This window comes from Pseudomonas sp. SIMBA_068 (assembly GCF_046534705.1).
Lineage (GTDB): Bacteria > Pseudomonadota > Gammaproteobacteria > Pseudomonadales > Pseudomonadaceae > Aquipseudomonas > Aquipseudomonas putida.
In genome coordinates, this window is record NZ_JAWRYI010000012.1 from 54,938 (window position 1) to 70,763 (window position 15,826).

At 59.8% G+C, this 15,826-nt stretch carries 17 protein-coding genes and 3 pseudogenes; 11 read left to right on the forward strand and 9 right to left on the reverse strand.

Translation table 11 applies throughout. The features are described from left to right. The first annotated feature begins 156 nt into the window (after positions 1–156). Both SB756_RS23870 and SB756_RS23875 read left to right on the forward strand, forming a co-directional pair. On the forward strand, positions 157–1,050 hold the full coding sequence (locus SB756_RS23870; RefSeq protein WP_341798865.1) for a LysR substrate-binding domain-containing protein: 894 nt from the start codon (positions 157–159) through the stop codon (positions 1,048–1,050). A gap of 97 nt (positions 1,051–1,147) precedes the next feature. After that, positions 1,148–1,852 (forward strand): SDR family oxidoreductase, encoded by a 705-nt coding sequence (locus tag SB756_RS23875; RefSeq protein WP_338746672.1) that lies wholly within the window; start codon positions 1,148–1,150, stop codon positions 1,850–1,852. A gap of 69 nt (positions 1,853–1,921) precedes the next feature. Here SB756_RS23875 and SB756_RS23880 read toward each other — a convergent pair whose 3' ends face one another. Further along, positions 1,922–2,638 (reverse strand): murein L,D-transpeptidase catalytic domain family protein, encoded by a 717-nt coding sequence (locus tag SB756_RS23880; RefSeq protein WP_410912117.1) that lies wholly within the window; start codon positions 2,636–2,638, stop codon positions 1,922–1,924. Between the two features lie 85 nt (positions 2,639–2,723). Next, entirely contained in the window at positions 2,724–3,758 is a 1,035-nt protein-coding gene (locus SB756_RS23885) for a L,D-transpeptidase (RefSeq protein ID WP_341798073.1), read from the reverse strand. A 226-nt stretch (positions 3,759–3,984) separates the two neighbouring features. Here SB756_RS23885 and SB756_RS23890 point away from each other — a divergent pair, with 226 nt between their 5' ends. After that, entirely contained in the window at positions 3,985–5,574 is a 1,590-nt protein-coding gene (locus tag SB756_RS23890; protein WP_410912119.1) for an NCS1 family nucleobase:cation symporter-1, read from the forward strand. A gap of 117 nt (positions 5,575–5,691) precedes the next feature. On the opposite strand, the gene SB756_RS23895 is transcribed toward SB756_RS23890, so the two are convergent. Further along, complete coding sequence (locus tag SB756_RS23895; protein WP_410912121.1) at positions 5,692–6,573, reverse strand: LysR family transcriptional regulator; 882 nt, start codon at positions 6,571–6,573, stop codon at positions 5,692–5,694. Positions 6,574–6,682: 109 nt separating this feature from the next. Here SB756_RS23895 and SB756_RS23900 point away from each other — a divergent pair, with 109 nt between their 5' ends. From SB756_RS23900 to SB756_RS23910, 3 genes and pseudogenes are all read left to right on the forward strand, one after another. Further along, entirely contained in the window at positions 6,683–7,075 is a 393-nt protein-coding gene (locus SB756_RS23900) for a tautomerase family protein (protein ID WP_410912123.1), read from the forward strand. A gap of 75 nt (positions 7,076–7,150) precedes the next feature. Further along, positions 7,151–7,641, forward strand: a pseudogene (locus tag SB756_RS23905) (GNAT family N-acetyltransferase). A gap of 98 nt (positions 7,642–7,739) precedes the next feature. Next, complete coding sequence (locus SB756_RS23910) at positions 7,740–8,225, forward strand: AAA family ATPase (RefSeq protein ID WP_410912125.1); 486 nt, start codon at positions 7,740–7,742, stop codon at positions 8,223–8,225. Between the two features lie 80 nt (positions 8,226–8,305). On the opposite strand, the gene cynR is transcribed toward SB756_RS23910, so the two are convergent. Then, on the reverse strand, positions 8,306–9,217 hold the full coding sequence (gene cynR / locus SB756_RS23915) for a transcriptional regulator CynR (protein WP_410912127.1): 912 nt from the start codon (positions 9,215–9,217) through the stop codon (positions 8,306–8,308). Positions 9,218–9,329: 112 nt separating this feature from the next. Here cynR and SB756_RS23920 point away from each other — a divergent pair, with 112 nt between their 5' ends. The 4 genes from SB756_RS23920 to SB756_RS23935 all read left to right on the forward strand — a co-directional run bounded on the left by SB756_RS23920 (position 9,330) and on the right by SB756_RS23935 (position 12,081). After that, positions 9,330–9,989, forward strand: a complete 660-nt coding sequence (locus SB756_RS23920) for a carbonic anhydrase (RefSeq protein WP_410912129.1) — start codon at positions 9,330–9,332, stop codon at positions 9,987–9,989. 26 nt (positions 9,990–10,015) lie between these two features. Further along, complete coding sequence (gene cynS, locus SB756_RS23925; protein ID WP_174369959.1) at positions 10,016–10,486, forward strand: cyanase; 471 nt, start codon at positions 10,016–10,018, stop codon at positions 10,484–10,486. Positions 10,487–10,552: 66 nt separating this feature from the next. Next, positions 10,553–10,810, forward strand: coding sequence for a DUF2790 domain-containing protein (locus SB756_RS23930; RefSeq protein ID WP_061203827.1), 258 nt, complete (start codon positions 10,553–10,555; stop codon positions 10,808–10,810). Positions 10,811–10,857: 47 nt separating this feature from the next. Next, positions 10,858–12,081, forward strand: coding sequence for an amidohydrolase family protein (locus SB756_RS23935; RefSeq protein ID WP_410912131.1), 1,224 nt, complete (start codon positions 10,858–10,860; stop codon positions 12,079–12,081). 28 nt (positions 12,082–12,109) lie between these two features. Here the strand turns inward: SB756_RS23935 and SB756_RS23940 are convergent. The 5 genes and pseudogenes from SB756_RS23940 to SB756_RS23960 form a co-directional block, all read right to left on the reverse strand. Beyond that, positions 12,110–12,904: pseudogene (locus tag SB756_RS23940) on the reverse strand (tRNA-dihydrouridine synthase); the annotation flags it as partial. Continuing rightward, positions 12,897–13,142, reverse strand: a pseudogene (locus SB756_RS23945) (MerR family transcriptional regulator); the annotation flags it as partial. The pseudogenes SB756_RS23940 and SB756_RS23945, both read right to left, overlap by 8 nt. A gap of 94 nt (positions 13,143–13,236) precedes the next feature. Continuing rightward, complete coding sequence (locus SB756_RS23950; protein ID WP_410912133.1) at positions 13,237–13,944, reverse strand: anti-sigma factor domain-containing protein; 708 nt, start codon at positions 13,942–13,944, stop codon at positions 13,237–13,239. Further along, positions 13,941–14,489: a sigma-70 family RNA polymerase sigma factor gene (locus SB756_RS23955; RefSeq protein WP_410912135.1), complete on the reverse strand. Its 549-nt coding sequence runs from the start codon at positions 14,487–14,489 to the stop codon at positions 13,941–13,943. The genes SB756_RS23950 and SB756_RS23955 overlap by 4 nt, the downstream gene beginning before the upstream one ends. A gap of 108 nt (positions 14,490–14,597) precedes the next feature. After that, the gene (locus tag SB756_RS23960) at positions 14,598–15,125 is read right to left on the reverse strand and encodes a DUF3455 domain-containing protein (protein WP_341798065.1); all 528 of its coding nucleotides are present in this window, start codon (positions 15,123–15,125) and stop codon (positions 14,598–14,600) included. 217 nt (positions 15,126–15,342) lie between these two features. Here SB756_RS23960 and SB756_RS23965 point away from each other — a divergent pair, with 217 nt between their 5' ends. After that, entirely contained in the window at positions 15,343–15,759 is a 417-nt protein-coding gene (locus tag SB756_RS23965; protein ID WP_410912137.1) for a GFA family protein, read from the forward strand. Positions 15,760–15,826 lie beyond the last annotated feature (67 nt).

The window sequence follows — 15,826 nt, forward strand, 5'->3', positions numbered from 1 at the left end:
TTTCACGAGTCAAGCCGAACCCTGAATTTGTGCAGCAGCGAACAGAGGGTTTGGGGTGCAAGGATCCGGATTGGCAGCGGTGCCGCGGGTTTCTTTAGAGGTGCTCAGGGAGTAGCCTCGGCGGTGAATCTTCCCAGCCCGGCCATTGCCCTCGTCATGCCAAACGGTTTCCCTGAATTGCCGCCGCTTAACGCGCTACGCGTGTTTGAAGTGGTTGCCCGCCACCTGAACTTCCGCCTGGCTGCCGAGGAACTGGGTGTGACCCAGGCGGCAGTCGCGCAACAGATACGCGGGCTGGAAGCGAACCTGAACCTTCGCCTGTTCGAGCGCCTGCCCCGGGGCCTGGCGCTGACCGATGCGGGCCTGGGTTACAGCACCAGCATTCGCAGCGCCTTGGCGATGATCGATGAAGCCACCCGCCTGCTCCGGCCGCAGCCGTCGCACCTTACGGTCAGCGTTACACCTACCTTTGCCTCCAAATGGCTTATTCCGAGGCTGGGCAGCTTTGCGCAAAGCTACCCAGACATCGACCTGCGTGTGCTGGCCACAGATCGGCTGTCGCACTTCAGCACCGATGGCGTGGATATCGCAGTGCGCTATGGCAAGCCCGAAATCGGCGCGGGTTTGAACAGCGAACTGCTGATGGAGCAGCGCATCGTTGCCGTGGCCAGCCCAAAGCTGTTTGAAGGCACTCATGCCCCCGCCAGCTTTGCCCAGCTTCAAGAATTCATCATGCTGCACGATGCCCATAATTTCTGGCCTCAGTACCTTGCTGCAGTGTTCCCGCAACACACCCAACCGACTGCGAAAAACCTGCGGTTCAATCAGACTTCATTGGCCATCGACGCGGCCATCAGTGGTCAAGGCATTGCTTTGGCCAGCCTGGCGTTCGTCAGCGATGAAATCGTTGCGGGCAGGCTGGTGCAGGTCTTCGGTCAGCAGCTCAGGCTCGATAAGTCGTTCTATCTGGTGTGGCCACGCAAGCTGCAGCAGCCTGAGTCGCTAAGCGTTGTGCAGCGCTGGCTCAAGCAACAGGCTGACAATAGTTAATCTACTGCCACGGTAAAGTTTGGCTGCCTCCCTCACCGCTGGGGCTGCTGCTAAGGTGGTTGCACCTAAGCAATCAACCGTTCACGTTGGAGGCAGCATGTCAGTAGAAAAAGTTGCGATTATCACGGCCGGTGGCAGCGGTATGGGCGCGGCAGCAGCACGGCGCCTGGCCGCTGACGGCTTCAAGGTTGGCATCCTTTCCTCTTCGGGCAAGGGCGAAGCACTGGCTGCCGAGCTTGGCGGCATTGGCGTAACCGGCAGCAACCAGTCAGTTGATGACCTGAAACGCCTGGTCGACGCCGTGGTGGAAAAGTGGGGCCGCGTCGACGTGCTGGTCAACAGCGCCGGCCATGGTCCGCGCGCACCGATCCTGGAGATCAGCGACGAGGACTGGCACAAGGGCATGGACACCTACCTGCTGAATGTCATTCGCCCTACTCGCCTGGTAACGCCTTACATGCAACGCCAGAAGGGGGGCGTGATCATCAACATTTCCACCGCCTGGGCGTTCGAGCCGAATGAGCTGTTCCCGACATCCGCTGTTTTCCGCTCGGGCCTGGCCGCATTCACCAAGATCTTCGCCGACAATTTTGCCGGGGATAACGTGCGCATCAACAACGTGCTCCCCGGCTGGATCGACAGCCTGCCGGCCACCGAACAACGCCGCGACAGCGTGCCGCTCAAACGCTATGGCACCAGCGAGGAAATCGCCGCCACCATCGCGTTTCTCGCCAGCGAGGGCGCTGCCTATATCACCGGGCAAAACATCAAGGTCGACGGCGGCCTGACACGCAGCGTGTGATTGCCTGTGGCCGTGGTGTGCGCTGCTGCGGTCCTGCGAGGGGCCGCGCAAGCCAGGGAATGAGACAAGTTACTTGCTGGCAACCGATTGATTAACGAGCGGACAGCTCTGGGCGTTAAGAAAACGCGATTTCTTCAGCCAGTCTTGCTGGGGATAATAGGCAAACACGTAGCTGCCGCGCTGCAGCGTCTCGATCAGCTTGCCGGCAATTGCCGGCCGAACCGCAGGGCAGCCCTGGCTGCGCCCCAGGCGCCCGAGGCCGGGCACGACCTTGGGGTCGGCATACGCAGCGGCATGCATCACGATCGCCCGCGACATGCTGTTATCGTTAAACCCCGGCTCCAGCCCCTGCAGGCGCAGCGAGCGGCCGTGCTTGCCGCTGTAGGTCTGACCGGTTTCATACAGGCCGATGGAGGACTGGTAGCTGTTCGGCGCGTTGGAGAACGTGGTCGGCACATCAGCGCCGCTGTTCTTGCCATGGGCGACCCACTCCTCGAACAACAGCTTCCTGGCGCGCAGGTCGAACACCCACAGGCGCTTGTCACGCGAAGCCTTGGAGTAATCGATCACCGTCAGCAACTTGTCCGCGTCGCTGTGACTGGCGCACGCGTAGGCGGTGAGTGCCAGAGCCAGGGTCGAAAGGCTGGCGTTAGGCGCCAACTGCTGCAGCTCGGCAGCGCTAGGCAGGGGTTGCGCGTAGGCAGCGTGCCAGGCGCTGAGGAAAAACAGGCCAATACTGGCCGCTGAGAACCGGAAGGCTCCCCGCAATGGTTCGAACATCGACATGGAATACCCTGTTGAAAACCTGTCTTTTCTTGCCTTGTTTGCAGCCAAAAGCGGCTACTTTGCTTGATTACCTCAGGAAAGCCGATCACTTCTTGACCAATGGTTTAGATTCTTCACTGCCTTCGGTGGTGATCACCGTGAATTTTCCTTCGGTGCGGGTTTCCCGGGTGGACGCCCAGTCGGTGATCACCAGCATCGTGCCGACGTCCATCGCCGTGCGTAAATGACGGCGAAACTCCGGGTTGATGTTCAGTTGCCCCAGTTGTTCATAGGGGGTATTCCCGTACTCCGGGTTGCTCAGGCCCACCACCGACCACCGTAAGGGTAGCGCGCCATCGAGTGCCAGGGCGGATGGTTTTTGCAGCAGGGAATACACCGCCATGCCACTGCGATGCTGGCTGCCTTCAGGCGAAAGTGCTGGCGCCGAGCCGACCAACTGGCCACCGCGATACACGTAGGCACGCAAGTCGGCGCGGCTGATCAGGATCGACAGGGGCCCTGCCGTGGGGTCTGGGTCGTTCCAGAATTGCTGGTTGCTCAGTATCAGCGGGCCTTGGGCCTTGCCATCGCTGACCGTGGGCGCCAGCACGCCGGGGTGGTAGACCTCCACCGGGGCACTGCTGGTATCGGAAACGATGACGGTGGTCGAACTGAAACCGGTGACTTCGTACAGCTTCTTGGCAAAGTCCATCGGCAGGCGCACGCAACCATGCGAGGCGGGGTACCCCGGTAGATGGCCTGCGTGCAGGGCAATGCCGTCCCACGTCAGGCGCTCCATGTAGGGCATCGGTGCGCTGTTGTAGAGGCTGGACTTATGCTCGACCTTCTTCTGCAGAATGCTGAATACCCCGGTGGGGGTTTCCCGCCCTGCCTTGCCGCTGCTCACGGTGCTGACACCAATGGCAATGCCATTGCGATAAACGTAGGCACGTTGCTCGGTAAGGCTGACCACGACGGTCACCGGCCCCACCGGCGAGACCTGCGGGTACCAGAGAAACTGGCCAGGCTTGAGGCTTTCAAGCTGGCTCCTGAGTGCAGCCGGTGTGGGCACCTGCAGTGGAGCCGCTTCGACCAAGGCAGCGGTGAGTAACAGACCCAGCCCGAGCGTTACATGCAACATCCTATTGCCCCCATAGAACCCTGCCGCCAGCTTAGTCGGAACATGACCCGCAAAGCCACACGTTCAACGCACCGGCCCAGGCTGTCGGAATACCACGCGACCAGACCGGGAGCTGGTGGTAACAACTGTGCACAGTAAATGTGCACAAAATTCCCACTCAAAAGCGCAGCGCACGCCATGGAACTTGCCGGATGAAGGCGCTGAAACCCTAGATCTGGCCATACGCATGGGTTGGTATGATTCTTGTCTGTATACAAATCCAAAAATAAAAGTACACAACCATCACGGAGTTCCGATGGCGTCGATTTCACGTTCCGATGTTGACCAGCTCGATGCTCTCCCCGCCGATACGGCTGGGCCCAGCCCGCTGGCGTTGAGCCCGCGCCTGTATAGTGCCGACCTTGCACCGACTCGCGCGGCAAATCGCACCTGGGGGCGCTACAGCCTGTTTGCGCTGTGGACCAACGATGTGCATAACATCGCCAACTATTCCTTCGCCATCGGCCTCTTCGCCCTGGGCATGAGCGGCGCGCAGATCCTCTGCGCCTTCGCGCTCGGCGCGCTGGTGATCTACGGCCTGATGAACCTGTCCGGCTACATGGGCCAGAAGACCGGCCTGCCCTACCCTGTCCTGTGCCGGATCAGCTTCGGCATTCATGGGGCGCAGATCCCGGCGCTGATCCGCGCCGTGATCGCCATTGCCTGGTTCGGCATCCAGACCTACCTCGCCTCGGTTGTCTTGCGCGTGCTGCTGACCGCCATCGCTCCAGACCTCAAGGCCTATGACCAGAACTCGATCCTCGGCCTGTCGACGCTGGGCTGGCTCACCTTCCTCGGCATCTGGTGCGTACAGGTGGCGATCTTCGCCTACGGCATGGAGATGGTGCGCCGCTTCGAGTCCATCACCGGGCCGATCATTCTGGTAGCTTTCGCTTGCCTGGCGGGCTGGATGTACTGGCGCAGCGGCCTGTCGATCGCCTGGTCGAGCGGCAACGCGCCAACCGGCTCCACAATGTGGCTGAAGGTGCTCGGCGCCGCTGCGTTGTGGGTCTCGCTGTACGGCACCATGATTCTCAACTTCTGCGACTTTACCCGTAACTGCCCGGACCGGCGCACCATCAGCGTGGGCAACTTCTGGGGCCTGCCGGTGAACATGCTCGGCTTCGCGCTGATCGCCGTGGTGCTCGCCGGTGCGCAGTTCAGCATCGACGGCAAGCTGGTGCAGGGCCCGACCGAAATCGTCGCCGCCATCCCCGACACCGCCGGCCTGGTGCTGGCCTGCCTGGCCTTCCTGATCGTTACCGTGGCGGTGAACATCATGGCCAACTTCGTCGCCCCGGCCTACGTGCTCGCCAACCTGGCGCCGAACCTGCTGAACTTCCGCCGCGCAGGCTTGCTCAGCGCCGCGATCGCGGTGGTAATCCTGCCCTGGCACTTGTACAACAGCCCGTCCGTGATCGTGTATTTCCTTGGCGGCCTGGGCGCCCTGCTCGGCCCGCTGTACGGCATCATCGTCACCGACTATTACCTGATACGGCGCTGCCGGGTGAACCTGCCGCAGCTGTACAGCGAAAGCCCGGAGGCCGCCTACCACTACAGCGGCGGGTTCAACCTGCGCGCCGTCGCGGCGTTCATACCCGCTGCGCTGATCGCCATCGTGCTGGCGCTGGTGCCGGCGTTCGAGACGCTGTCGCAGTTCTCCTGGTTCTTCGGGGCGGGTTTGGGCGGATTGATTCATTACGCCATTGCCAATCGAAGCGCCAGGTACCTGGAAGTGTCCGGCGAAAGCATTGCGGTAGATAGCGCGCAGCACTGACCGGGATTGAAAGCAGCCATGTGTGGCTGCTTTCGACCCATTGCAGACGTTCTGCTATGACCGCTTCCTGCCAGTAGCTGAACCTCACCGCACTAGTTGAAACGCGGCCTATTCACTTCAGAGATTTGTATCCCAACCGCGAAATTTGCTGGCAAGCATTTCCCGCACAGCACCAACCAGCTCAGGTTCCCCAGCACGCTCAGGTAAAAGGCTGAACTCAACTTCGGGCAATATTGGCAGAGGAAGGACCGGCCTGAAAACCTCTGCTCCCGGCGGCACCGCCGAAGCATTCAGGCAAGCGACTCCCAGTCCTGCCATCAGCGCTGATTGCAGCCCTGCTACGCCGGACGCGGAATGCGCAATGACATAAGGCACCTTGTGTGCGTCCAGCATCTCTCGGGCCAGGCGCTGAAGGCCGCATCCCTGGGGCAGTACCAGCAGTGGCAACGAACTCTCTCCTTCGTTCGGCGCTTCAAACCCAGGAGCCGATAGCCAATGCAACGCTTCTCGACGTAACGGGATACCCTCGGGCAGGCTACGGCCGTCTAGTATGCGCATCGAGAGGCCTATGTCGAAGTCAAACGGATCAGACCGGCTCTCTATTTCCATGCTCTTCTGCACCGAGACGTGCACTCTAAGACGCGGATAACTAAGGCGTAGTTGTTTCAACAGCTCGGTAATCGAGCCAGGCAGAAAGTAGTCGGTGATTGCCAGTCTCAACTCGCCCGCAAATGTCACTCCGCGTACGTCTTCAAGCGCGCGATCACTCAAGGCCAGCAGCTCCCGGGCATGTACCAGTAATCGCTTGCCTGCCGGTGTGGGCCAAACGCCCGTTTTGCCTCGTTCCAGCAGCGTAACTCCGGCGAACGCTTCGAGCTTGCGCAATTGCTCGCTTAACGCCGATTGCGAGCGGCACAGATGCGGTGCGGCCTGCGATAGGCTGCCAAGCTCCACGACGACAGTGAAGGAACGCAAGAGATCAAGATCGAAGGGACGCATATTCATCCTGCGGTTTTACTGATAGATAGATGCATATCTTCCGGCTTTTCATCATCACCGCAACCTCCTAGTCTGCGCGGGCCACCCATTTCCAGCAGAGGAGTCAATCATGCCTGGTATTACACTCAAGATTTCTGGCGAGCCGGACAGTGAGCTGATCCGCAGTATCGTCCCCAAACTTACCGCCCTCACCTGTGAAGTACTGGATAAGCGACCGGAGCAGACCATGGTGATGTTGCAGTTTCTGCCCCATGAGCATTGGTTCATCGATAGTCGATCACTAGCAGAACAAGGCCGTAACTCGTTCCGTCTGGAAGTCACCATCACCGATGAAACCAATACCAAGGCGCAGAAGGCACGCTTCCAACACGATGCGTTCGAACTACTGGCACAAGAAATAGGAAATGTACATCCGCACTCCAACATCCATGTGATCGACTGCCGAGCCAGCGCTTACGGATACGGCGGTTTGAGTCAGGAGTACACGCTTCACCATCCATGATGGTGATTGCAAATACGCCTCGTGATGCCATAGTCTGCCTCATTATGAATCGCTGCTACGGACGTTGGATAAACGATGATCGAACTACAAGGATGTGTAGAAATTTGCGGTCTGGAGTGCCGGCGTGTTGGGCCCTTTGACATAGAAATGATCTGCTCACATCGCCAGGAGATGTTTCTTGAGGCGGGTGGAAATCCTGAAGAACTACAGATCATGACTCAGCACTTTCGCCCATGGTTGTAGAAGCGGCTCGGTGACGGCAGGTATTACGGATTCAAACTCCTGGATGGCGATCAACCGTCGCAACCATTGCCTTGATGAGTATTGAATGGCCTCCCCATCCATCGCACCCAACCCTGGATAAGCGTGGGTATGTGTTGAATGTGTTCGTCGAGCCGGCCTATCGCCGCCGAGGTTTAGCTTCGGCATTAATGCAAGCTGCTGACGCCGAGTTCGCTCGCCGAGGAATCACTTTCGCTGTCCTGCATGCCACCCAGACGGGTAAACCGGTCTATGAGCAGAGCGGTTGGACTGGAACGTCGGAAATGGCCAAATCCATCATCTGATAGTGACCTCTTTCGAACGAGAGCGGACGTGTGAATGCTCGGTGATTGCTTCGGTGCTTTTCAATGAGCATCATCGGGGTTCGACAAGGAGAGTCTCTATGCCCAAGCCAGTGCTGCATCTCATCTCAGGAAAAATTGCATCCGGTAAGTCAACGCTAGCCAAAAGCTTGGCAGTTGAAGTATCGACGGTTCTGCTGAGTGAGGATCATTGGCTCTCACGGCTATACCCTGAACAGATTAAGTCAGTAAACGACTATGTGCGTCTTGCGCACCAGATTCGGCAGGTGCTGGGCCCGCTCGTCATCGATCTTCTTCGGGCTGGAGTGACTGTCGTTTTGGATTTACCTGCAAATACTCCTCAAGATCGACTATGGCTGCGCAACCTGGCTGACGCAGCCGAGGTTTCACATTGCGTCCACTACATCGAGGTGGACGATGACACCTGTCGAGAAAGGTTGCATCTTCGCAACCACCGTGGTGAGCATGAGTTTGCGGCGACTGACGCGGAGTTCGATCTGATCACTAGCTACTTTCGAGCGCCACATGAGGATGAAGGGCTTCAGATTAAAATTCACCGACAATGACGATCTCTAATGCGGACTTGGGCCGCTAGCGGCCCACATCGGATGGCCTCTATGGGTCGATAGCAGTCAATCGCGCCCTTCTACATCAACCGGGCGGAGCAGCCGGGCGCCTCAAGTTGCTTGGCCACTTTCATCGCCAGTTCGACAAAGGCTCTCGCTGCAGCCGTTTGGTAACCCCCTCTTCGTTGCATCAGAACAGCAGTGCGCTGCAAGCGCTGCTGGTCAAGCTCGATAGCGACCAGCTGCTCGTGAGCCTGGGCGATGGTGGCCGGCAACAAGGTCGAGAGCGTGGTCCTGCTGACCACTTCGATAAGCGCACTGATGGTATTGGCTTCCACTTGTACGTGAGGGCGAATGTTGTGCTGGCGGCAGTAGCTGTCGATCTGCTCACGCGTGGCAAATTCGGCGCTCAAGAGTATCAACGATTCTGAGTTCAACGCCTCCAGGCCAATACTGGCCGTCGTGGCGAGGGGATGCTGCTTGCCTACCACCAGCGCGAGGGTTTCGACCAAGAGCGCTTGGGCCTCCAGGTCCAGATGATGGCCGTTGTCGAACGCTATGCCCACATCAACCTCGTCGGCCAACAACAATTCTTCCATCGCCTCTTGGGCGATCTCTCGCACCACCAGCGTGATGTTCGGGTAGCGGCCATGGAACGCTTCAACCAGCGGGCCAACGAGATAGCTGGTGAATGTCGGTGTTACCCCCACCCTAAGTGACCCGCGGCTCAGATCGCCGAGGTCATCAATGGCTCGCTTTGCCTCCTGCAGTTCTTGCGCGGCCCGCTTGGCATAGCGCAGATACACCTCGCCGGCATCCGTCAGCCGCGTGGTGCGGCCGGAGCGATCGAACAACGTTGTGCCGAGGCTCTCTTCCAGCTGCCGGACCTGCTGCGACAAGGCCGGTTGAGAGACATGCAAGGCCGCTGCAGCGCGCGTGAAACTGCGATGGTTTGCCACTGCGATGAAGTACTGGATGTGTCGGGCAAGCATGGACGCACCTATAAGATTATCTGATCTACCAGATCATAAATCAGACTTTTACCTTATTGAAAGGCCTGCGTAACCTTTGCTTCAACACATCGCGTCATTCAAGGAGTCAACCATGAAAGACATCATCGACGGGTTTCTGAAGTTCCAGAAAGAGGCCTACCCCGAGCGCGTCAAACTGTTCAAGGACCTGGCCAGCCAGCAGAGCCCACGTGCTTTGTTCATCTCATGTTCCGACAGCCGCCTGGTGCCGGAGCTGGTCACCCAGCGTGAACCCGGAGACCTGTTCGTCATCCGCAATGCAGGCAACATCGTGCCGTCCTACGGACCCGAGCCTGGAGGCGTATCGGCCTCGGTGGAATACGCCGTGGCGGCCCTGCAGGTTTCCGACATCGTCATCTGCGGCCACTCCGATTGCGGTGCCATGACGGCCATCGCCACCTGCAAATGCCTGGACCACATGCCCGCAGTGGCCGGCTGGCTGCGCTACGCCGAATCCGCACGAGTGGTAAACGAAGCCCGCAACCATTTCGGCCCGCAGGCCAAGGTCGAGGCCATGGTGCGCGAAAACGTGATCGCCCAGCTTGCCAACATCCAGACCCACCCCTCGGTGCGCCTGGCCCTGGAAGAAGGCCGCGTGACATTGCATGGCTGGATCTACGACATCGAAAGCGGGCTGATCGAGGCCTTCGATGGCGGTACAGGCACATTCGTATCCCTCGCCCACAACCCCGAAGTACACGCCGTTTCCCATCAACCCAAGCGTGTTGCCTAAGTATTTTTCAACCAAGGAGAAACACCATGATCCAATCGCAAATCAGCCAGAACGCCCGCCTTGCCCTGAGCGAAGTCATCCTTCTGGCCAAAGCCCGCAAAGACCTGTCGTTCTCCCAGATCACCGAAGGCACCGGCTTGTCCGAAGCGTTCGTCACCGCAGCACTGCTGGGCCAGCACCCGTTGCCGGCGAGCGCCGCCCAGGTGGTGGGTGACAAGCTCGGCCTCGACGCGGACGGCATTGCACTGCTGCAGACCGTGCCACTGCGCGGCAGCATTCAAAATGGCGTCCCGACCGACCCGACCATCTACCGCTTTTACGAGATGTTGCAGGTGTACGGCACCACCTTGAAGGCGCTGGTTCATGAAAAGTTCGGCGACGGCATCATCAGTGCCATCAATTTCAAGCTGGACATCCAGAAAGTCGAAGACCCCGAGGGTGGCTCGCGCGCGGTGATCACCCTGGATGGCAAATACCTGCCCACCAAACCGTTCTGATCTGGCCGCAACACATGGGCTCGGCCGCAATGTTGCGGCCGAGCCCCAACCTGAAGGTGATCAAAAATGAAAGCGTTGTTCGCATTGATACTAGGCGGGCTGTGCAACGTGGCGATGGCGACCGACGTCGAGCATCAGGTCGAGCAGGCACCGGTTGAACAATACAGCTACTCCCGGCACCTCGATATCGCTCGCGTCATTTCCATGAGCCAGGTACCTGATGTCTGCGAGGTGGTACCCGCTCGCATGACGTACGAAGACTCCCAAGGCAATGAGCATGTGCTTGAGTACCGCGTGATGGGCAATGGCTGCTCGAATAACTGAGCCCGGCCTTCGCAGCGCGGCAGCACTCTATATGAGGACTGAAGTTGATGGACCTTATCTTTCGCAATGTACGCATTGACGACGCCCAGCCACTGGTAGACGTGGCCGTGCAAGCAGGCAAAATCGCCGAGATCGCGCAACACATCGCCACCATCGCAGCGCACGAAATCCAAGGCGACGGCAAAGTGCTTGTTGCCGGGTTTGTCGAAGGCCACCTGCACCTGGAAAAAGCCAACGTGATGCACCGCAAGGCCAACCGTTCCGGCACCTTGAAGGAAGCGATCGCCGTCACCGCCGAACTGAAGCCCACACTGACCCGTGAGGATATCCGCGAACGTTCGATCCAGGTGCTGCGCGCACTGGTTCAGGCCGGTACCACGCATGTACGTGCCCATGCCGAGTTCGACCCCGCCCAAGGCTTCACCGGGCTCGAAGTGGTGCTGGAGTTGCGCGAGCAGTTCCGAGAGGTGATCGACATCCAGGTCGTGGCCTTTCCGCAAGAAGGCATTCTCAAGCTGCCTGGCATGCAGGCCATGATGGCCCAGGCAATGGAGATGGGCGCCGATGTGGTGGGCGGCATTCCCTACAACGACGTGTCGCCGCTGGAGCACATTGATTTCGTCTTTGACTTGGCCAAGCGCTACGGCAAAGACATCGACTTGCACCAGGACTTCGCCGATGACGCCGAGCACATGACCATCGAGTACGTGGCACGTCGAACCATTGCCGAAGGCTACCAGGGACGGGTCTGCGTTGGGCATTTGACCAGCCTGGCCGCCGCCTCGCCAGCGCGACAGGCACAGGTGATTGCGTTGCTACGTGAGGCCGACATCAGCGTGATGTGCCTGCCCGCCACCGACCTGCACCTGGGGGCTCGGGGTGACAGTCACAATGTCAGACGCACCCTGACACCGGTGCGTGCACTGCGCGACGGCGGTGTCACGGTTTGCCTGGCCACCAACAACATCCGCAACGCATTCACACCGTATGGCACTGGCGACCTGCTGCACATTGCGCAACTGGCCATTCCCGCGTGCCACTTGGGCGGCGCGGATGATCAGGCCACCGTGTTGTCGATGCTCACGACAAACCCTGCCAAAGCCTTGGGCTTGAAACGCCACGGTTTGGCGGTGGGCAATGATGCCGACCTGGTGATGGTGGATTGCCGGGCTGTGGCCGATGTCATTCTCGACCTGCCGACACGGCTGATGGTACTCAAGCGCGGCAGGGTGGTGGCAACCGCTGAGCACCGCAGGTCAGTCGCATTCTGAGGTCATCGGGGAGTGTTCCAGGGCATGCTCACCCTACGTCTCCCAGCCCATTATGCGAAGCCTTTTCTATCCATCTCCGATACTGGCGAGTACGAACGGCCATGGAGAGCTGTTGCAAGATCAGCGCGCGTACTGGTGAAACACTCGGGTCGGGCTTTTTAGCTCGGCTGAGTTTGCGCAATTGGTACTTCACTACTGCCATGTTCGCCAAGGCTGCCAGGGCCTTGTTTTTCCAGGTGATCGGCGGCAATTGCGGGGCAGTGTCCTTGCCCTGCAGCCAGTCACGAGGCAAATGCGGGTCGATGGCCAACGCGGTTCCGATGCCCACCATGTCCACACCACGCTGCACGACGCTTTCGGCTACCGGGCGGCGACGTATACCGCCGGTGACCATCACCGGCATCCTGGCGACGGTCTGGATATCACGGGCGAACTCGACGAAATATGCTTCGCGAGCCAGGGTACGGCCATCGCGCGCTTCACCTTGCATGGCCGGTACTTCGTAGCTGCCTCCCGACAACTCCACCATATCCACGCCCAGGTCGTTGAGCCACCCAACTACCCTTTTCGCGTCATCGGCGGTGAAGCCTCCGCGCTGGAAGTCAGCCGAGTTGAGCTTGACCGCCACTGCAAAATCCGCAGAAACCACAGCCCTGACCGCCTTGACGATTTCGAGCAACAGGCGTGCCCTGTTTTCCAGAGCCCCGCCCCACTCGTCCGTCCTCTGGTTGGTCAACGGCGACAGGAACTGGCTCAGTAAATAGCCATGGGCAGCGTGGATTTCCACGCCAGTGAACCCTGCGCGCTCGCCGAGGGCCGCTGAACAACTCATCGTGCTGCCAGCCGCTGGCATTCATCGGCATCAGTTGGCGGATTTCGTCCAATGAAAAACCCGCCGCCTGCGCCCCGGTGATGATCTGCAGAACCCACTGGGTATCAGGCGCGTAGTCACTGTAGCCATTCGCTTTGCGCTCGACAGAGCTGATCAAGCCGCTTGCCTCGTAGAAGCGGATGCGTGACGGCGCCAATCCGCTGATCTTCGCCAGTTCACCTATTCTCATAGCCCACCCTGAAAATGCTATCGACCCTGAGTTGACTTTAAAGCTGGAGTCATCGGTCAGCCAAGCGAATCAGTATTGCCTGGGCCCGCCTACGTCATATTACTTTCACTGCGCGGCCGATGAACTTGACCGGGCCTGTTGGAGCACCAGTAGGAGAGCCCCCCGCTTTCTCAAGGGTCAGCTCGAACAACTGGTTCGGCTCAAGCGCAGGCAAGCGCCTCAGCGGCACGCGGTACTGTTCGCCCGGTTTGACCAACCCCAGCGAAACAGGTGCGCGCCACTGCTCGCCCTTGGTCCAGAACTGCAAAGTCATGCCTTCGGGCACATCGTCCACGCCAAGCGGGATCAGTTCGATCATGCTCGCATCGTTGGCCTGCACTACCCACCCCGGAGCCTGGCCCGACGGCGCTACGAGCACCACCATGTAGGTGGTCACAGGCGGCGCCTTGGTCAACAGCGCAAAGGCCAGAAGCAAGCTCGCTGCAAGCCCCGCAGCGCTCAAGCCCTGCCAGAGTCCAAGCCGCTGCCACCAGCCAGCGCGTGGATGCCTGGGCGGGTAAGCCTCTTCAAGGCTGCGCTCGATCCGGCCCCACAAGCGGTGGCTTGGCGTGATGGGTTCAACCTGCGTGGTCAGTTCGAGCAGTCGCGCCTCCCAGGCATCAACCGCGGCTCGTACGGCCGGCTCCGTTTTCAAACGGTCCTGCATGGCAGCACGCTGCTCGCCACTCAAGGTACCCAGCACATACTCGGCTGCCAGGTCGTCCAGGTCCTCGGCGCTGTCATCACCTGGGGTACGCTTCATGTCATGCACTCCCGCAGGGCCTTCAGGCTTCGCTTGATCCATGCCTTCACGGTGCCCAACGGCGCACCCAGCAGGGCTGCGATTTCGGCATTGCTGCAACCGTCCACATACGCATGCAGGATGCAACGCTGGGGAGAGGGTTGCAGTTGCTCAAGGCAGCGATAGATTTTCGCCGAACCTGACCACAGTTGCAGGTCGTCCAGCTCCGGGGCCAAGGTTACAGCCGCGATCATGCCAGGCTCGCCCAGGTCGGTTTCCCAGCGGCCGTCACGCACGAAGTTCAGCGCCAGGTGACGGGTGATGCTGTACACCCAGCCTCGGGCTGAACCGCGCGATGGGTCATAGCTGGCAGCACGTGTCCAGATACGCACAAAGGCATCGTGAACGATGTCCTCCGCGCTCGCCTGATCGCGCACGATGCGCCGTGCGACGCCCAGCAAACGTGCCCCCTCATGCTCATAGAGCGCCTGCAAGGCGTGGCGGTCTCCTTGGGCACAAGCGGCAAGACAGCCCTCGAAATCAAATGGAACAACGGGCGAATTCAAAATGGAGCGTTCCTTCATCATGAAACCTGGACGGTGCCCTGGCTTAGCGGCCTGGGGCACGTCCAGCAGCGTAGATGATCAATCGCTGGTGTGCCGCTCAAGCCCTCGTCACTTGGCGGACCAGAACACGTAGTCCGCCTGGTACTTGACCATCTGCTGCGCGCCTTTGCTCTGCGCCGTACAGTCCACAGAAGGCGCTACGCCACCGCGCGTCGCCAGGCGCTGGATGTAGCTGACCCCTTGCATCGCGCCCTTGCCCTCGGCAGGGTTGGCCTTGACCAGTTGATACGGGATATCGCCTTTGGCCGCCGGGGCGACGGCAAGCTGGGTGCCGGTCACTTTCGAACCGTCCTTGGCCTGCCAGGTGGCCGGAGGACCAAAATAGTCACCTACAGGTTTGCCGCTGCGATCATTGAGCACCGCCTTGGGGCCGACGAAGATCCACTCCGTCTGGCCTGGCGCATTTGCCTTGTCGCGGCATTCGTAGGTGATCTCACCGACACCGACGGTTTCCAGCATGATGGCGTGGCCATCGGGAACCTTGACCGCCTCCGGGACGCCCGACTGGGCATGGGCGGGTGCAGATGCCAGTACAAGGCAGGCGGCGAGCAGGGAGAAAGCGGGCTTGATGATCATGGGGCGAACTCCGTGGGGGTCATGGGTCAGGCAATCACCGACTGCCTGATAAGAACTACCCATCGGGGTGCCGTTCTGGATGCACCGGCTCAACAATAATTTTGCATGCTCGTTATCGATACCGTGCTGACAGCGAAGCAGGTGTACAGGCGTGCCACGGTCGACTGATCACGCCGGGGCGGTTACGCTGGCGTTTTCCACCTGCACGGAAGCGCCAGTGAAAGAGGCATACCAAGGAAGCTGCTTGTGCGCAGCGGTCAGTTACCTGCTGCTTACCACGCCAAAAGCTGTGAGCCACTGCCATTGCAGCCAGTGCCGCAAAGGCCACGGGGCAGCATTCGCTTCATACGGCAGCGTTCCGCGCAGCATGCTGCGCATCCTTCGTGGCGCCACCAGTATCAAGACCTATGCGTCTTCGCCGACGGTGGTGCGGGAATTTTGCGTAGAGTGCGGCTCGACCTTGTTCTGGTCACGCTCTGAAGGTGAGTTTGCCGACTGGGTTTCGATAGCACTGGGCACGCTTGATACACCGTTCCTGCCCAAGAAGCAGAAACATCTGCACGTCGACTCTGCTGCCCCTTGGTGCTTTCCGCTCATCCCGTCTGATTGCAAGAACAGATCAGTTGACCTCTGAGCTCAATGCAACGGCGCTGCCATCCACGGTAGCGTCAGGATAATCCGCAACAGAGCAATCACGGCTA